Source organism: Halorhabdus sp. CBA1104 (assembly GCF_009690625.1).
Taxonomy (GTDB): Archaea; Halobacteriota; Halobacteria; order Halobacteriales; family Haloarculaceae; genus Halorhabdus.
This window is the reverse complement of the sequence record NZ_CP033878.1, coordinates 187,665-204,866: the sequence shown is the minus strand read 5'-3', so window position 1 is coordinate 204,866 and position 17,202 is coordinate 187,665. Positions and strand designations below refer to the sequence as shown.

General features: G+C 63.0%; 15 protein-coding genes and 1 pseudogene. 9 read left to right on the top strand and 7 right to left on the bottom strand.

Translation table 11 applies throughout. From position 1 onward, the window contains the following. The first annotated feature begins 55 nt into the window (after positions 1-55). Positions 56-1,063, top strand: coding sequence for a uroporphyrinogen decarboxylase (gene hemE, locus Hrd1104_RS01160; RefSeq protein ID WP_154551026.1), 1,008 nt, complete (start codon positions 56-58; stop codon positions 1,061-1,063). Here the strand turns inward: hemE and hemH are convergent, their stop codons facing one another. From hemH to Hrd1104_RS01140, 4 genes are all read right to left on the bottom strand, one after another. Beyond that, positions 1,064-2,110, bottom strand: a complete 1,047-nt coding sequence (hemH, locus tag Hrd1104_RS01155; RefSeq protein WP_154551025.1) for a ferrochelatase — start codon at positions 2,108-2,110, stop codon at positions 1,064-1,066. A gap of 65 nt (positions 2,111-2,175) precedes the next feature. Further along, complete coding sequence (locus tag Hrd1104_RS01150; RefSeq protein ID WP_154551024.1) at positions 2,176-3,714, bottom strand: TrkH family potassium uptake protein; 1,539 nt, start codon at positions 3,712-3,714, stop codon at positions 2,176-2,178. Further along, positions 3,711-5,057: a Trk system potassium transporter TrkA gene (trkA, locus tag Hrd1104_RS01145; protein WP_154551023.1), complete on the bottom strand. Its 1,347-nt coding sequence runs from the start codon at positions 5,055-5,057 to the stop codon at positions 3,711-3,713. The genes Hrd1104_RS01150 and trkA overlap by 4 nt, the downstream gene beginning before the upstream one ends. 90 nt (positions 5,058-5,147) lie before the next feature. Continuing rightward, positions 5,148-5,891: an Lrp/AsnC family transcriptional regulator gene (locus Hrd1104_RS01140; RefSeq protein WP_154551022.1), complete on the bottom strand. Its 744-nt coding sequence runs from the start codon at positions 5,889-5,891 to the stop codon at positions 5,148-5,150. A gap of 177 nt (positions 5,892-6,068) precedes the next feature. Here Hrd1104_RS01140 and Hrd1104_RS01135 point away from each other — a divergent pair, with 177 nt between their 5' ends. The 8 genes and pseudogenes from Hrd1104_RS01135 (at position 6,069) to Hrd1104_RS01105 (ending at position 14,287) form a co-directional block, all read left to right on the top strand. After that, positions 6,069-6,224, top strand: coding sequence for a hypothetical protein (locus Hrd1104_RS01135; RefSeq protein WP_154551021.1), 156 nt, complete (start codon positions 6,069-6,071; stop codon positions 6,222-6,224). Further along, positions 6,202-6,450, top strand: a complete 249-nt coding sequence (locus tag Hrd1104_RS12990; protein WP_158855084.1) for a hypothetical protein — start codon at positions 6,202-6,204, stop codon at positions 6,448-6,450. The genes Hrd1104_RS01135 and Hrd1104_RS12990 overlap by 23 nt, the downstream gene beginning before the upstream one ends. A 263-nt stretch (positions 6,451-6,713) precedes the next feature. Next, entirely contained in the window at positions 6,714-8,945 is a 2,232-nt protein-coding gene (locus Hrd1104_RS01130; RefSeq protein WP_154551020.1) for an amino acid permease, read from the top strand. A gap of 64 nt (positions 8,946-9,009) precedes the next feature. Next, entirely contained in the window at positions 9,010-9,444 is a 435-nt protein-coding gene (locus tag Hrd1104_RS01125) for a universal stress protein (protein ID WP_154551019.1), read from the top strand. Beyond that, positions 9,441-11,704 (top strand): annotated as a pseudogene (locus Hrd1104_RS01120) (amino acid permease). Before Hrd1104_RS01125 ends, Hrd1104_RS01120 begins: the two are co-directional and overlap by 4 nt. A 108-nt stretch (positions 11,705-11,812) precedes the next feature. Continuing rightward, positions 11,813-12,499 (top strand): TrkA family potassium uptake protein, encoded by a 687-nt coding sequence (locus Hrd1104_RS01115; protein WP_154551018.1) that lies wholly within the window; start codon positions 11,813-11,815, stop codon positions 12,497-12,499. 34 nt (positions 12,500-12,533) lie between these two features. Further along, a complete protein-coding gene (locus Hrd1104_RS01110) occupies positions 12,534-14,075 on the top strand; it encodes a TrkH family potassium uptake protein (RefSeq protein ID WP_154551017.1) in 1,542 nt (513 codons plus the stop codon). Continuing rightward, positions 14,072-14,287, top strand: coding sequence for a hypothetical protein (locus Hrd1104_RS01105; protein WP_154551016.1), 216 nt, complete (start codon positions 14,072-14,074; stop codon positions 14,285-14,287). The genes Hrd1104_RS01110 and Hrd1104_RS01105 overlap by 4 nt, the downstream gene beginning before the upstream one ends. A 195-nt stretch (positions 14,288-14,482) precedes the next feature. Here Hrd1104_RS01105 and Hrd1104_RS01100 read toward each other — a convergent pair whose 3' ends face one another. From Hrd1104_RS01100 to secY, 3 genes are all read right to left on the bottom strand, one after another. Further along, on the bottom strand, positions 14,483-15,028 hold the full coding sequence (locus Hrd1104_RS01100) for a hypothetical protein (protein ID WP_154551015.1): 546 nt from the start codon (positions 15,026-15,028) through the stop codon (positions 14,483-14,485). Beyond that, positions 15,028-15,594, bottom strand: a complete 567-nt coding sequence (locus Hrd1104_RS01095) for a helix-turn-helix domain-containing protein (protein ID WP_154551014.1) — start codon at positions 15,592-15,594, stop codon at positions 15,028-15,030. The genes Hrd1104_RS01100 and Hrd1104_RS01095 overlap by 1 nt, the downstream gene beginning before the upstream one ends. Before the next feature lie 139 nt (positions 15,595-15,733). Further along, positions 15,734-17,200 carry a preprotein translocase subunit SecY gene (gene secY, locus Hrd1104_RS01090; protein WP_154551013.1) on the bottom strand — a complete coding sequence of 489 codons (1,467 nt, stop codon included), beginning with the start codon at positions 17,198-17,200 and terminating at the stop codon, positions 15,734-15,736. Positions 17,201-17,202: the final 2 nt, after the last annotated feature.

Below are 17,202 nucleotides of genomic sequence, written 5' to 3'. Positions count from 1 at the left end.
TCACAGCAGCGTCACATGGGAATTCCTTAACCACGTTCGACCACAATCCCCGGCGATGAGTGAGCTACTCGTACGGGCTGCCCGCGGCGAGCACACGGAGCGGCCACCAGTTTGGCTGATGCGCCAGGCAGGTCGCCACCTCCCCGAGTATCGCGAGATCCGCGAGGAGTACGACTTCCTCGAAGCCGTGACGACCCCCGAGATCGCGGCCGAGATCACACTCCAGCCCTGGGAGCGGTACCGGCCCGACGGGGTGGTCATGTTCTCGGATATCCTGACGATCCTCGAACCGCTCGGGTTCGACTACCACATCGAACCGGGGAAAGGCCCGATCGTCGAAGAGCCCGTCTCCGGCCCGACCGATATTCCACCCGCATACGCATCCATCCCGGACGAACTCGATTACGTCGGGGCCTTGCTCGACCGCCTCGAAACGCGAGTCGGCGACGAAACCGGGGTCATCGGCTTCGCTGGCGGCCCCTTCACGCTTGCCGCCTACGCCATCGCCGGACATCCCACCCGGAATCACTACCCCGTCCGGCAGTTCCGGGCGCGCCATCCAGACGCATTCGGCGACCTGCTTGGGATCTTCGCCGAGGCCGTCACGAAATTCCTCAACTATCAAGTCGAGCACGGCGCGGACGTCGTCCAGCTATTCGACACGTACGCCAGCGTGCTCCCGCCCACAGACTACCAGGAATTCATCCAGCCCCTCCACCGCGAGATTCTGTCGGCGGTCGACGCTCCAACGATCGTCTTCGTCCGGAACATGAGCGGCCGACTCGACCAACTGGCGGCCACCGGTGCTGACGTCGTCGGTCTGGACTGGACCGTCGAGATGGACGCGGCCCGCGAGCAATTGGGCGATCGAGCCGTCCAGGGGAATCTCGATCCATCGGTCCTCTTTGCCGATCCGGCGACGGTCCGACAACGCACGCGAGACGTAATCGAGGCCGCCGGCGCTCGTGGTCACATTCTCAATCTCGGGCACGGCGTCCACAAAGACACGCCGATCGAGGGCGTCGAAGCCTTCGTCGAGACGGCAAAATCGATCGAGCGCTAGTTACTCCATGGGCGCGTTCAGACACATCGTCCCCGGTTCATCCCGGCACTGGCACTGCCGGAACTGATAGACGGCGGGGTCAAAATCCGCGATGAAGGGTTCGACCAGATCCTCGAGGACGCCGACGAAGCGGTCGTCGTCGTGGGGGATCGGGACGCGGTGGAAATCGAGGCCTTCCGCCTCGGCCTCCTCTTTCAGTTCGACATCGAGTTCCGAAAGCGTCTCGCTCTGTTCGTGGATGAAGCTGATCGGCTCGACGACGACCCGCTCGGCATCGACGGTCTCGATGACCTCCTCGATCTCGGGTTCGGTCCACGGGATGCCCCGGTTCTCGTGGTTCTGGTAGCCGAGTTCGTACTCGTCGATCCCGAGCAGGCCCGCGACGGTCTCGACGTACTCGGTGACGTAGGTGTCATAGCGACTGCCCTCTTCGAGGTAGTGCTGTGGCGTCCCGTGAGCAGAGAAGACGAGCGCTGTCTCGGGATCGTGCAGGTCGACGCCCTGCTCGTCGGCGAAGTCGGCGATGTTGTCCACCCGCAGGCGGGGATAATCGGGGTGGCGGTGCCAGCCCGAGAGTTCCTGCACATCGCCGTCGAATTCGCGCTCGTCGGCGGCCGCCCGCAGTTCCTCCAGTGCGTCGACGGTCGTCGAGGGGCCACAGAGCGGATAGATCGGCAGGCCGATGATCCGGTCGTGGCCGTCGTCGATGGCCGCGTCCAGGGCGTCCTCGATGAACGGCTCGGTGAACTGCATCCCGATGTAGGTCTCGACATCGCGGCCGCGTTCCTGAAGTCGGGCTTGCAGGGCGTCGGCCTGGTTGCGGGCCTGTTCGTTCAGCGGTGAGCCACCGATCGCCCCGTACTCCTCGATCAGCGGTCCGGCGCGGCGCTCGGCCAGTTCACGCGAGCGCTCGCGGGCCTCGGCCTCGGTCGTGTCGCCCTCGATCTCGCGATTGTTGAAGAAGATGCGTTCGAGATACGAGACGACGGCCTCGCGTTCGGGGGTGGCCGGTTCACCGAAGTTCAACAGCAGGACAGCAGTCGACATGTGGCGCTGTTGGGGCCGGATCGAAAAAGGGGTTTGCCTGCCAGCAGACTAGTTACCGGCGACGCTTAGGACCGCCAGTAGGCCCGCGTCAGCAGGACGAGCACCGGGAAGATTTCCAGGCGGCCGATCCACATCAGAAAGACCATCCACAGTTTCGAAGTCCAGGGGAACGGCAGGTAGCTCTCCATCGGCCCGACGACGCCAAAGCCCGGCCCGACGTTGCCGATCGTCGCAGCGATGGCACTCAACCCATCCAGCACTTGCAGTTCCATCCCGACCCGTCCGGCATCGAGCATGAGGACGACGACGCCGAGGAAGAACAAGGCGATATAGAGGAGGGTGAAGGTGTGGATCCCGCGGACCGCCGACTCGTCGAGTGCCCGGCCGCCCAGCCGGACGGGACTGACCGCCTCGGGATGGACCGTCGTGAACAGCTCCCGTTTGATCGACTTGGCGATCACCAGCCAGCGAACCATCTTGATCGCACCGCCGGTCGACCCCGCCGAGCCACCGAGAAACATGCCAAAGAGAAGCAGGTACTGGGCGGTCGTCGTCCAGTTGTTGAAGTCGAAGCTCGCGTACCCCGTCGTCGTGACGATCGAAACCACCTGGAAGAGGCCGTGCCGGAGCGATTCTTCGATCCCAGCCAGCCCGGTGGTACCCGGCAGACTCGGCCCCACGAAGAGGACGACCGTCAGCACGGCAGTCAGGGTGGCCATCACGCCGGTGTAGAAGCGGAACTCCTCGTCTTCCAGCAACGAGAGTGGTTCCCCGCGAACCAGGCCCCAGAACAGCGCGAAGTTGGTCCCCGCGACGACCATGAAGGGGATGATGACCCACTGGACAGCCGCCGAGAACGCCTGGATCGAGTACGCCTCAGGGGAGAACCCGCCGGTCGGCAGTGTCGTCAGGCCGTGAGAGATCGCGTTGAACAGCGTCATCTCCTGGGCGAGGCCAGTCAGTTGCAGCCCGTACAACAGGAAAATTTCGAGGACAGTGAAGGCGAAGTACGCGATCCACAGCACCCGGGCCGTCTCGGCGATCCGGGGCGTGAGTTTCTCGATGCCGGGACCGGGCGCTTCGGCGTCCATCAACTGGGCACCACCGACCGAGAGTTCGGGCAGGATCGCTACCGCGAGGACGACGATCCCCATGCCGCCCAGCCACTGGGTCAGCTGTCGCCACAACAAGAGGGCGTGAGAGTGGTGCTCGACGCCGATCTGTCCCATCACCGTCGCCCCCGTGGTCGTGAAGCCGCTCATCGATTCGAAGAGCGCGTTGGGGACGTTGGGCCAGCTAAGCGTCGACGCCGTGCCATGGTCCGCAAGCAAATACGGGATCGTCCCGACCAGCGCTACCGCCAACCAGGTCGCTGCGACCATCAGGAACCCTTCGCGAGCGCCCAGATCGTGGTCGTCGTCGAGTTGGGAGAGGGCGAAGCCGGCGAGTGTCGTCACACCGATCGTCACGAGAAACGGAATCCAGCCCTCACCGTAGATGACGGCCGTGACGAGCGGGATCGAGAGCGGTACGGCGAGGTACAGCAGGACCCGGCCGGTCAACGAGAGGCTGGCCCGCCAGTCTACCCGGACGTACCCGTTCATAGTTTGGCGAGTGTCTCGTCCAGCCCCGCGGCTTCGGCGAAGACGACGACGTGATCGCCAGTCTCGACGATTGTCTCCCCGCGTGGCCGGATATACTTGCCGTCACGCGTGATCGCACCGACGACGACGCCATCCGGGAGATCCGCCGCGACTTCACGGATCGGCCGGCCATCGAAAACACTCTCCGAATCGATCTCGATCTCGATGACCTCTGCCTGATCGCTGCCGATGATGGCGACGTTCTCTGCGTGTTGTTCCCGGGTGAAGCGCGTGATCTCTTCGGCGGCCACCTCGCGGGGCTGGACGGCCACGTCGATGCCGACAGTCTCGAACAAGTCGACGTACGATCGGTCTTCGACGACGGCGATCGCCCGGTCGGCACCGAGTCGCTTCGCGAGCAATCCCGCAAGCAGGTTACCCTCGTCGGACTCTAAGGTCGTGACGACGACGTCGACGGCGTCGATGTTCTCCCGCTTGAGGAAGTCCCGATCGGTCGCGTCTGCTTCGAGGACAGTCGTTCCCGAGAGGGCCTCGGAGAGATACCGGGCTCGTTCGGGATCGTGGTCGATCAGCTTCGGGCGAATCCCACGTTCTTCTAAGAGTTTGGCCGTCTGGTAGCCGACCGAACTCCCACCGACGACCAGAACGTCGTGATAATCGTCGTCAGGAGCGACGGCGTGGCTGAACGCCGTCACTGCCTCGTCAGTCCCGATGACGACTACCTCGTCGCCGGCCGTGAGTGTCGTCTCCCCACGGGGAATAACGATCTCCTCACAGGTGCCGTCCTCGTCGGGACAGAGGATCGCAGCGAACGTGAGATCATCGAAGCGATCTGCTTGGGCGACGGTCTGGCCGGCAACCGGGCTGTCCGCGGCGAGTTCGAAGTCGGCCATCTGGATGGTACCCTCGGCGAACGTATCGACATCCCGGGCAGCCGGAAGCCCGATCATGCTCGCGATCTTCCGGGCGGTTAGTAGGTTCGTCCCGACCATCGCGTCTACGCCCAGCGCCCCCTCGGCGTTGTTCCAGGTGTTGAGGTACTTCGTCGAGCGCACGCGGGCGATCGTCGTGACGTCGGCAAGCGTCTTCGCGGTACCACAGGAGACGATGTTCGTCTCGTCGTCGTCTGTCACGGCGATCAACAGGTCGGACGCTTCGAGACCAGCCTCCCGGAGCGTCTCGATGGCCGCGCCGTCGCCCTCGATCGCCAGCACGTCCAGTTCGTAGGTCAACGCGTCAATGCGATCGCCGTCGACGTCCACCACGACGACCTCGTGTTCATCGGCGAGACTCCCAGCAACGCTGGAGCCGACTTCGCCAGCGCCGATGACGATCACCCGCATCCGCGTCCCTCCATCATTGTCCCGAGATATCCGCGCGTGTCGGAAGTGTGTTTTCACATACTAGCAGTGCTGGGGACGGCTCTCGGGAGCTCATTGTCCCGTAAACGCCGACAGCGTCCCCTCGGAGATCCCGGATCGAGAGTGGACCGTGATGAAGTCACCCGCCTCGATGGTCGTTTCGCCCGTCGGCGAGATCGACTCGCCGTCGCGGTTGATCCGCACCACGAGGAGATCCGACGTCAACACCCCCTCCTCGTTGGCTTCTTGGAGGGTTTTGCCGACGATCGGCGTCTCGTCTTCCACGATCAACTCGACGACGTTGGCATCACCCGTCAGCCCGGCGACGCCCGAGACCGGCGAGATCGGCTCTTCGTCGCGAGGGCCAAAAGGCGCGTAAGGTCTAAAGTACTCCCGATAGCCCAGGTCCTCGTCGTCGATCTCGATCCCCAGCGAGCTGAGATCCTGGGCGATGCGCGTCAGATCGTCGGTGTCGGTCCCGACCACTTTGATCCGGAGGTCTCCCCGGCCCGAGAGGATCTCCCTGACGTTGATCACCCCCGAAATGTCCAGTGCCCGCCGGGCGAGTTCCTCCCGGTCGCGGTCGCCCGTCGAACAGACGTAATGGTTGACCAGGCGCCCCTCGACTTTCTCGTAATCGATGTGGGCGTGATAGCCCTGGATGATCCCCTCTTCCTCGAGTTGGCGGATCCGGTTGCGGACCGTCGGTGCCGAGACGTCGACCTGCTCTGCGATGTCCGGTGCCGAGGTGTGGCGCGCCTCCTGAGAGAGATAATACAGGATTTGTTCGTCGATCGCGTCGATACTCCGGGACATGTTCGTCGTCGATATCGATCGCGTATCGCCTTTTATATTCCGTAATCGATCCGATCACACGCGCCGAAAGCGCCACCATTTGGCGATGTAGGCGCTGATTGCAGAGGTGAAGACCTCTCTCAGGAGTGACCCGGGCGACAACGTTTCACGATCGATACGATCGGATGGAACGGCAATATGACTGACACCCTCACGGCGTCTCCCGTCGTGACGGTCGCCGACGACGGGGACGCACGGGACACGGCAACGGGGCTCGAAAGGGCCGCATTCGAGCACGTTACCGCCGTGTACGTCGTCGAGAAGGCGGTGAATGCCCGGGGAAGCTCTCGATGAAACAGGCCGAACAGCGGTCGATACAACCGTCGAGGTGTTCCGGGAGGTGATTCCCCACGTCGAGACAGAGTTCACGTATCACGCCGACGTGATCGAGGGCGTCTTGGAAGTTGCGGTTGACCCCTCGGCGAGCGCCCTCGTGTCACCCTCGGAGCGGGAATCGGGTCGCACAGGCCCTCTCGGGAGAGGCTGCGCTCACCCCGTCACAGGGACGATCAGTCGGTGATCGCGCTACCAGACGGACGAGAGGATCGAAAGTCGACAGGGAACGTGTCACGTCCGGCGACCGCTTGACGGTCGATCTGACCAGAGTTAAGTCCCCGACCGCGTTTAGGGCCATTATGATCCGCCAGTGCTCGGGACTCCGCGTAGAGTCGAGACCGTGCGGAAACCGTTCGACTGACCGCCAGAGTGGTGATCAACAGTGACCGACGGAGACAGTCCCAGGGTTCCCTGGACGACAACCACGAACGGTACCGGAGGGTATCGATGAGCGAGGAGGAACTCGCCAAGGATCTCGGCCCGCTGGCAGCACTGACCATCGGCGTCGGGACGATGATCGGCGCGGGTATCTTCGTCTTGCCGGGAGACGCGATCTCGACCGCTGGATCGCTGGCCGTCCTGTCGTTCGTCGTCGGCGGGGCGATCGCACTCCTGACGGCGTTGTCGGCGAGTGAACTCGGGACGGCAATGCCACGCTCTGGTGGCGCGTATTACTACGTCAACCACGCACTGGGCCCACTCTTTGGCTCGATCGCCGGATGGGCCAACTGGCTCGGGTTGGCCTTTGCCTCTGCCTTTTACATGGTCGGATTCGGCCAATACATCGGGCGAATCGCCGGTGTCGCGGGCACCGTCGGGGTTGGCCCCGTCACCGTCGACGTCGTGTCGCTGATCGCCCTGGCCGGCGGGACGTTCTTCGTCGGCGTCAACTACGTCGGCGCCAAGGAGACGGGCCGTCTCCAGAACGTGATCGTCCTCATCCTGATCGCGATCCTGACAGTGTTCACACTCGTCGGAGGATTCCAGGCCGATGTTTCGAACCTGCCGAAAAACGAGGGACTGACGCCCATGCTCACGGCGACGGGATTCATTTTCGTCTCGTATCTCGGCTTCGTTCAGATCACCAGTGTCGCCGAGGAGATCAAGGACCCGGGGAAAAACCTCCCGCGGGCGGTCATCGGCAGCGTCGTGCTCGTGACCGGTATCTACGCCTTGGTCCTGTTCGTGATGAGTGCCACAGTCGAACCCGGATTTATCGCCGGGATGGGTGAAAACGAGATCGCCGTCGTCCAGGTCGCCGAGCGGCTACTGGGTCCGGTCGGTGCCGTCGCGATGCTCTTTGGCGGCCTCCTGGCGACAGCTTCCTCGGCGAACGCCTCGATCCTGGCCTCCTCGCGCATTAACTTCGCGATGGGGCGAGATCGCGTTATCTCGCCCGACCTCAATAGGGTTCATCCTCGGTTCTCGACACCCTACCGATCTATCGCGATCACCGGCGGACTGATGCTCAGCTTTATCATCGGCGTCGATCTCGTGGGCGGCAACGCCGTCACGACGCTGTCGGGGCTGGCGAGTTTCCTTCACCTGATTATCTACGGGCTGCTCAACGTCTCGCTAATCGTGATGCGAGTCACCGACCCGCCTGACTACAACCCGGACTTCCGGGTGCCGCTATCGCCGATCACGCCTGCGCTGGGTGCAATTACCTCCTTCGCGCTGATCTACTACATCGAACCGATGGTGACCGCCTTCGGTGCTGCCATCGTCGCGTGGGCCGTGATCTGGTATGCCGGCTACGCCCGCGAGCGGTCGCTGACGACCGGGGTCCTGAGGAAGTACCTCCGGGAACCGCGGCTGACCGACGGACCCGGCGAGGACATGCCCGACGACGACAAGGACTACCGGATTCTGGTGCCACTGGCCAATCCCGAACACGAGACGGAACTGATCTCGCTGGCGAGTGCGATTGCCCGCCAGCGCGGCGGGACCGTCGTCGCGACACATATCGTCACCGTCCCGGATCAGACCTCCTTAGAGTACGGCGCCGAGCACATCGATCAACTCGACGCCGAGAGCGAGTCACTTCTGGAGACGGCCCAGCAGGACGCCACGACACATGGCGTCCCCGTCGAAACTCACACGATCCTCTCTCATCGCTCCTTCGGCGAGATCTTCGACGCCGCGAAAACCCACGACGCGGACCTGATCGTCATGGGCTGGGGTCCGGATTCCCACGGTGCACCGGGCCGTGCCGAGGGAGCCCTCGACGAGATCACCGAGGACGTCCCCTGTGACACCCTGGTCTTCCGGAATCGCGGGTTCGATCCGGCGAAGATCCTGGTACCGACGGCCGGCGGCCCGGACTCGGAGTTGAGCGCCGCGACGACCGCTCTCCTGGAAGCGGAGTACGACAGCGACGTGACCCTGCTGCACGTCGCCGAAGATCGCGCCGAAGGCGAGGCGTTCCTCGAAGAGTGGGCCGCCGACCGCGGTCTGGAAGACGCCACGCTACGCGTCGAGACCGGCGACATCGAGTCCGCGATCATCGAGGACGCCCGGGACGCCACGCTGGTGGTCGTCGGCGCGACCGAACGCGGACTCCTCGATCGACTCGTCCGGGGTTCGGTCCTGATCGACGCCATCGAGGACGTCGAGTGTTCGGTACTGATGGCCGAACGGAAGCGGGACCGATCCCTCTGGGAACGGCTGTTCGGATAACCGGCCGAGGACCCGGCGGAGTCGAATGCCCAATACTATGTACTGCGGTACGATACGGACAGCTATGAGTGTCGATCTCGGTTCGGACGATCGAGCGCTACTCGAACACGTCCTCCTGCCGGTCGCCAACGAAGACGACGCCCTGGCGACGGCACGGGCACTCGAACCGTACGATCCCGAACGCGTCACGGCCATACACGTCGTCGAGAAGGGCGAGGGCGTCCCGGACAAGACGCCCGTCGAGCAATCCGGGGACCTCGCCGAAGAATCCTACGCGGCGGTCCGAACTGTCTTTCCCGACGCCGACGACTACACTGGGTACGCCCGGGATGTCGTCGAAGCGATCGACGAAGCCGCGGCGGATATCGACGCGAGCGCGGTCGCCTTCCGGCCCCGGGGCGGAAACCGCCTGATCCAATTCGTCTCGGGTGACACCACGCTGAAGCTGGTTACCGAGGTCGAGCGCCCTGTGATAACGCTACCACACAACGACACATGAGCGAGGAAGAACTCGCGAAAGACCTCGGATTGGTCTCGGCGATGACCATCGGTATCGGGACGATGATCGGCGCGGGCATCTTCGTCCTGCCGGGCGTGGCAGCCAACGCCGCGGGGCCGGTCGTCGTCGTCTCTTTTGTCGTCGGCGGCGTGATCGCGATGGTCAACGCGCTGTCGATCTCGGAACTCGGGACCGCGATGCCGAAAGCCGGCGGCGGGTACTACTACATCAACTCCTCGCTTGGCCCCCTCTTTGGCTCGATCGCCGGGATGGGCGACTGGATGGGGCTGGCCTTTGCCTCGGCGTTCTACTGTATCGGGTTCGGCCAGTATCTCGTGGAGTTCGTCGGCTTGCCTGCCGTTCTCTTTCTCAATCCGATCCAGGTCGGCGCGCTGCTGGCGGGTGCCCTGTTCGTTGGTGTCAACTACGTCGGCGCAAAGGAAACCGGCGGCGTCCAGACCGTGATCGTCTTCATCCTCCTGGCGATCCTGACGGTCTTTGCCATCGCCGGGTTCACCGCCTTCGAGTACGCGACGCTGGTCGGCGAGGACGGCATCGCACCCAAAGGGTACGGTGCGATTCTACCAGGGACCGCCCTCGTCTTCGTTTCCTTCCTCGGCTACGCGAAGATTGCAACTGTCGCCGAGGAACTCAAAACCCCGGGCGGAACCTCCCGATCGCCATCATCGGCAGTGTCGGGATCGTGACCGTCATTTATGCGATTCTGGTGACGACGATGCTCGGCGTGATTCCCTGGCCGGACCTCAGTCAGGAGGCCCCCGTCGCCCAGGTGGCCGACATCGCGTTCCCGGCCTCGATCGGCCCGATCGGCGGGGTCGCGGCGGTCGCGGCCTCGACGATGACCCTGGGCGCGCTGCTGGCGACGGCTTCCTCGGCGAACGCCTCGATCCTCGCCTCCGCGCGGATCAACTTCGCGATGGGGCGAGACAAGATCGTCAGCGCGTGGCTCAACGAGATCCACCCCCGCTTTGCGACGCCCTACCGATCGATCCTCGTCACCGGCGGACTCATCGTCGTCTTCATCGCCTTCCTCGGGCGCGATATCGAGGTACTCGCAAAGGCCGCGAGTGTCCTCCACCTCATCGTCTACGCCCTGATGAACGTCGCACTGATCGTCTTCCGAGAAGCAGACACACCCGAGTACGACCCCGATTTCGAAGTGCCGCTGTACCCGATTACGCCGATCGTGGGCACGGTCCTCTCGCTGGGGCTCGTCGCCTTTATGGCGTGGTACGAGATCGCGCTTGCGGGCAGTTTCGTCGTCCTCGCGATCGTCTGGTACTTCCTGTATGCCCAAGACGAGACGAGTGCAGAAGGCGTCCTCTCGGAACTAGTCAGCGAACGTGAAGAGAAGCTCCCCGACCAGATCGTCGACGCCACAGAGGCGGCCGCCCCGACGGGCACGGAGGGGCCGACGATCATGGTCGCGCTGTCGAATCCGCGCTCGGAGCAGGCTTTGATGACGCTGGCCAGCGCGATCGCCAAACACGAGGGCGGGCAGGTCCTCGCAACACACATCGTCACCGTTCCCGACCAGACGAGTCTCCAGACGGCTTCGGAACGACGAGCCGATATCGACACGGACTCCGAAGCACTGCTGGCAGACGCCGAGGCCGACGCCGAGACGTTCGGCGTGCCCGTCGAGACGAAGACGATCCTCTCTCACCGGGGACTACAAGAGGTTTTCGACGCCGCCCGCTCGAACGACGCCGATACGGTCGTGATGGGCTACGGCGGGGCTCGCTTTGCCGGCGGCCGCGCCGAGAGTGCACTCGACGAGCTCAGCCACGATCTGCCCTGTGACTTCCTCGTGCTCGATGGCGACGAATGCGGCCCCGAGAACGTGCTCGTCCCGACGGCTGGCGGTCCCTCCTCGGACCTCTCGGCGGAGGTCGCCCGGGCGCTGCGGGACTCGCTTGGCGTCTCTGTCTCGCTGCTCAACGTCTCCAAGCCAGGCGAACAAGCAGAGAGCCAAGAATTCCTGGCCGAGTGGGCGGCCGGCCACGACCTCGAAGACGCCGAGTTCCTCGTCGAAACCGGCGATATCGAAGAGACAATCGAGCGCGTCGCCGACGGGTTCGACCTGTCTATCCTCGGGGCGACCGAGCGTGGCCTGCTCTCCCGGGTCGTCCGCGGGTCGCTGGTCTTCGACGCGATCGAGCGGATCGACGGGCCGGTACTGCTGGCCGAACGACCATCGCGACGCTCGCTAAAAGAACGGCTGTTCGGCGGGGACTGACGCCAATCGTGTCGGTTTTGGGCCGATTTCGATTGTCACGCACGGATCGGAACGCTCACCTTTACTGCTCGATATGCACTCAGTAACCAGATTGAGGAGTGACCTAACGTGTATATCATCATCGTCGGCGCCGGCGACATCGGGACGCCACTGATCGAGATTGCGACACGCTCGGGCAACGAGGTTGTCGTCATCGAGCGAGACAGTGAACGGGCAAACCGGGCGGCCGATCGGTTCGACTGTCTCGTCCTCGAAGCCGACGCGACGACCAACGCGACCCTCGAGGACGCCGGCATCGAACAGGCCGACGCCGTCGTCTCGACGACCGACCGCGACGCGACGAACATCATGGTCTGTCTGCTCGCAAAGGAGTACGACGTCCCGTCGATCCTCTCGGTGGTCCACAACCCCGAGCACATGAACCTCTTTGAGCGGATCGGCGTCAACACGATGGAAAACCCACAGGAACTCATCGCCGAGTACCTCTACCGGGCAGTCGCACGGCCGGCTATCGTCGATTACATGCGCATCGGCGAAGAGGCCGAAGTGTTCGAAATCGAGGTGACCGAGAACGCACCGATCGCGGGCAAGACACTCCAGGAAGCAGCCGACGAAGGAGTGCTCTCTCAGAACGTGCTCGTCGTCGCGATCGAGCGAGACGATACCAGCGAGCCGATCACCCCGCGCGGCACCACGACGATCCACGCGGGAGATCTCCTGACGGTGTATTCGGCCGTCGGTGCCGATCCCGAGGTCACCGACATCTTCGGCCACTACGAAGACCGGATCGAGTGACGGATAAAGACGTTCCCGATTACCGCACACAGTCATGAACGGAACGACAGCGACAGTCGGACGCGACGTGGGCCGTATCCTCGAAGCGCTCGGCGGGCTGATGGTCGTCTCGATCCTCGTGCCGCTGGCGTGGGGTGAGTGGTTCGGCGCGGTCGCCTTCGGGGCGTCGGCCTTGGTCCCGCTGGCTGTCGGCTACGGACTCCACCGTCGCTTCGCCGACGCTGACTCCCCCTCGCGCTTACACGGGATGGTCGTCGCCGCCACGGGCTGGCTGCTCGTGGGTGTGTTCGGCTCCGTTCCCTTCCTCCTGATCGCCTGGGGCGTCCACCTCGATCTGCCGACAACCCTCGAATCGACGCCGACCCTCGCGGCCTTCCGGGAGCCACTCAACGCCGTTTTCGAGTCGACGAGTGGCTTCACCGGAACCGGCCTGACGATGACCGACAACGAAGAAGTGTTGCCCCGCAGTCTCCAGTGGTGGCGGACGTTCATCGAATGGGTCGGCGGCGTCGGCGTGATCGTCCTGACGACTGCGGTCCTCGCCCGCCCCGGCAGTGGGTCGCTGACGCTCTACGAGAGCGAGGCCCGCTCCGAGAAGATCCACCCGAGCATCGTCTCGACGGTCCGGACGATCTGGTGGATCTTCCTCCTCTTTACGTTCGTCTCGATTCTGGCACTCTTCCTCGCTGGAATGCCTCCCTGGGACGCGATCAACCACGCGATGACCGGGCTCGCGACGGGGGGGTTCTCGATCATGGACAACTCGATTGCGACCTACGACAGCGCGCTCATCGACGCCGTTCTGATCGCGATCATGCTACTTGGCTCGATCGCCTTTCCCGTCCACTACTTGATCCTCCAGGGCGATCTCCGGAACTTCTATACCGATCTGCAGACCCGCTGGGTGTTCGTTTACATGGGGGCTGGGTCGGCACTGTTGTGGGCGTTCCTGTACGTCGGCCCGTACGACTCGCCGCTCAGGGCCGTCCGGTACGGCGTCTTCCAGTTCGTCTCGGCGGCCACCTGTACGGGCTTTCAGACGGCCGTCGACACGACGAACGTGGCACTCGGGGCCTGGCCGGCACAGGCCCAACTCGTCGTGGCATTCGGGATGTTCGTCGGCGGGGCAGCCGGATCGACCGCCGGGGGGATCAAAATCATCCGTGGACTGACCCTGATCAAGGGCATCCGCTATCACGTCGCCGACGTCTTCTATCCGGATAGCGCTGTCCGCCGAATGGACATCAACGGGCGACGGCTGACCGAGACGGAAGCCAACCGGGAGTTCGTCGAGGCGACGATCATCGTCGTGCTCTGGATCGCGTTCCTCATCGTCGGGACGTTCCTGTTGCTGGTCGTCCTCCCCGCCGAGGAATTCTCGCTGGCCAACGCCTTCTTCGAGGTGGCAAGCGCCCAGGGCAACGTCGGACTCTCCTCGGGGATCACCGGCCCTAACTCGCTGCCGGCGATCGGCAAGATCGCCTTCCTCGGGCACATGTGGATCGGGCGCTTAGAAATTATCCCGGTCCTCGTGGCACTGCGGACGCTGTTCCGTCGCGGAGGGATGTACCCATGAATCTCGCTGACCTCCCGATCGTCGGGACAGTCTACGAGTCCGGGGCCGACGATCGGATCTTCGACGGCCTGCTACTGGTCGGGCCGCTGGTCGTCGTCGTGATCGCCGCGCTCGGGCGGTCGCTGCTCACGGAACTACTCGCAGTCGCGTATCTCGTCGTCTTCCTCGGATACGTCCTGTATCGCGGTGGCGATCAACTCTTTTCTAACTGATATAGAGTACGCTGACGGGGCGGCGATCAGAATGGTAGCACAGACACTCCGTACTCGTTCCCTACCTGATCCGTCTTAAATTCTAACGTGATCAGACGAGGAATAATATGAAGTCGGTTCTGGGGGAGGCCTCAGAAGTCAGTAGCCGAATTGGCTGTCGACTGAGAGTAGTACTCACAATCCTCACACGACAAATCAGAAATCATTGAATGATATCTCTGTGAGTTCCTTCAGTAGTTCTCGCCCTTCCACCACCGTCACCATGTCCCCGACTCCTGAAGCGTCCAGCACGTCACCGATCGCCTGTTCAGCCAGCGTATCGCTCACCAGTACGACCACGTGGTCTGATTCCTTGGCCGCGTACTGATATGCAAGTCCCGCAAGCACGGTGTCCGCTTTCTCGATTTCGTCTTCAGTGACGTCGGCGTCCGAGAGGAGATTCATACGGGTTCGCGTGCGATCGATGATGTCTGAGACGTCCGGGTTTGAGAAATTTACGACGCCACGCTTGAGCCACCCGGCATTCCGGGCTGCCTGCAAGCGATCACGCTGGTAGGCGTATGCGTCTGGACTCTCACCGAGTTCTTCGGCGACGTGATCGGGAATCCGAACCTCGATGTTTCGGCGAGTTACGAACCGCTCGAAGGCTTGGTATTTCGAGTTCGACGGCCCTCCCATCGCGAAGAGCACGCTACTGTCGATGACTGCGATGCTCCCGCGAGGAATCAGCTCCCCGGACATCACTCGCCAGTGTCCAGATATGGATCGTAGGCTTCAGCCCCCTCCACGACGTCCTGAAGTGCCGTGATCACAGTCATCCCCTCGACCGGATGGACATCGAGTTTGTTGGCGGCGGTACGCTGGGTGAGGTCACCGTCCATCACGCGCACGGTGTAGTGCAACGCGGCGGCGAGTTTCGGGATTCCCTGACGCTCGACGAACACGCGGATGTCCTCAGTGTCGATCTGCCGGGCAATTGCGTCCACAAGGACGGGCGTGACGACCACGTCGCCGTGGTCGGTTTCCATTGTCAGTCGGATCGGTTCGACCTCGATCGTCGTCGGCCTCGAATCCTCGTGACGAGTGAGGACGCCCATCTCCTCGAGTTCGCCGACGTACTTGTAGGTCGTCGAGTGTGGCAACTCGAGATCGTCTTTGACAGTCTCGATCGCAACGGGACCGTTCCGGAGGACGTAGACGTAGAGTCGCGCCAGTTTCGGCGTGTTGAGCAACGCCGCGTAGGTGAGAAGATTACCGACCGTCGCTTCCGGATCGGTCGCGTCGGCGAGTCGGTGCTCGGTTGACATCACTATCCATGTTCTATGTATAGCAATATAACGGTTCCGGCGCAACTAGAAGTAAACACAGCAAACACACAGCAGATCGAAGCGGTCCACAGAAGAGTGAAAAACTACCCCGAATGCAGTGAGACGGCCGGCCTCACAGCTAGCCAAACATCTGGCGCATCATGGGATGCATTTCCATGAGTTGCTCTTCGGCGATCTCCTCGTAGAGCTTGTAGGTGATCGAGACGGTCAGCAGCAGCCCCGTCCCGGTGACGCCACCGATCGTACCGAGCATGTTCGCCATGACGGCGAGCAGCCCGACCAGTGCACCACCGATGACGGTCACTTGTGGGATATAGCGTTCGAGGACCTTCTCCAAGACGCCGGGATTCTGACGGAAGCCGGGGATCTGCATCCCGGAGTTCTGGATCTGCTGGGCCGTCGCTTCCGGGCCCATGTCGGTGGTTTCGACCCAGAAGATCGCGAAGATCGCACCACCGATGATCATGAACGTGAGGTCGACGCCGACCCGGAGGAGGACTTTCCAGACTGGTTGTGAGACACTACCCAAGAACCAGGCCCATTCGCCGGGCGACTGGATCGGTGCCAGATAGTAGAAGAGCCCACCTGTCGGCTGGGAGCCGCTATACTGCCCCAGCCAGGCCGGTAAGGTCCCGAGTTGCTGTTTGAGAATCCGGCCGAGGAACTGAATGTTCATCTGCAGCGCCCGGACGAGGATCATCGGCAGGACGCTGGCGTAGATGAGCTTCACAGGGAACCGACCGCGAGCCCCCTTCACCCGGGCGTGGCTGAGCGGGATCTCGACACGGACTGACTCCGCATAGACGACGATCACGAAGATCGAGAGCGTCGTGAGGATAGCGATGAGCCCGATATAGTTCTGTCCACTCGTGTGGAACAGAAGTTGTGTGATCCCCTGAGACGTCAACACCGACGGGACATCGACGAACCCGGCCACCGCGCCGATCCAATAGGGGATAAAGCCCCAATTGCCGGAGATCTGGGGGATCGCGATCAACCCGCCGACCAGACTCTGGCTGACGCCAGCAATGATGAACAGGCCGATCCCGCTGCCGACGCCCCATTTGCTGATCACCTCGTCCATGTAGAGGATGAGGACACCGCCGACGAAGATCTGAGCGAACATCAACCACTTCGTCCCGGCCACACCCAGTCCGAAGACTGGCTCAGCTGGGAGGAAGTCGGCGGCGAACACCATCGGAAAGCCCGTCAACACGATCATCACGAGCACCAGTAGCTTCTGGAGCCCCTGATAGAGGATCTGATCGCGCGGATTGTTCTGGGTATCCAACCCGAGTAAGTCCGCCCCGCCGAGCAACTGCAAGACAATGCTCGCGGTGACGATCGGCCCGATCCCCAGCTGCATGATCGAGCCCTGCTGAGTGGCAAGGATCGACGAGAACCGGCCGAATGCGTTCGATCCACCGGTACCAAGGCCGTACAGGTTGATGTTTCTCAAGAAGAAAAACAAGACCAAGACGCCGGCCGTCCAGCCGAGTTTCCGCTTGAAGGGGACGTGGCGGTCCGGTCGAGCGACTGACGGCATCCGCGTTAGCAGTGGTTCGGCGGTGTCCTTCCAGCTCATCC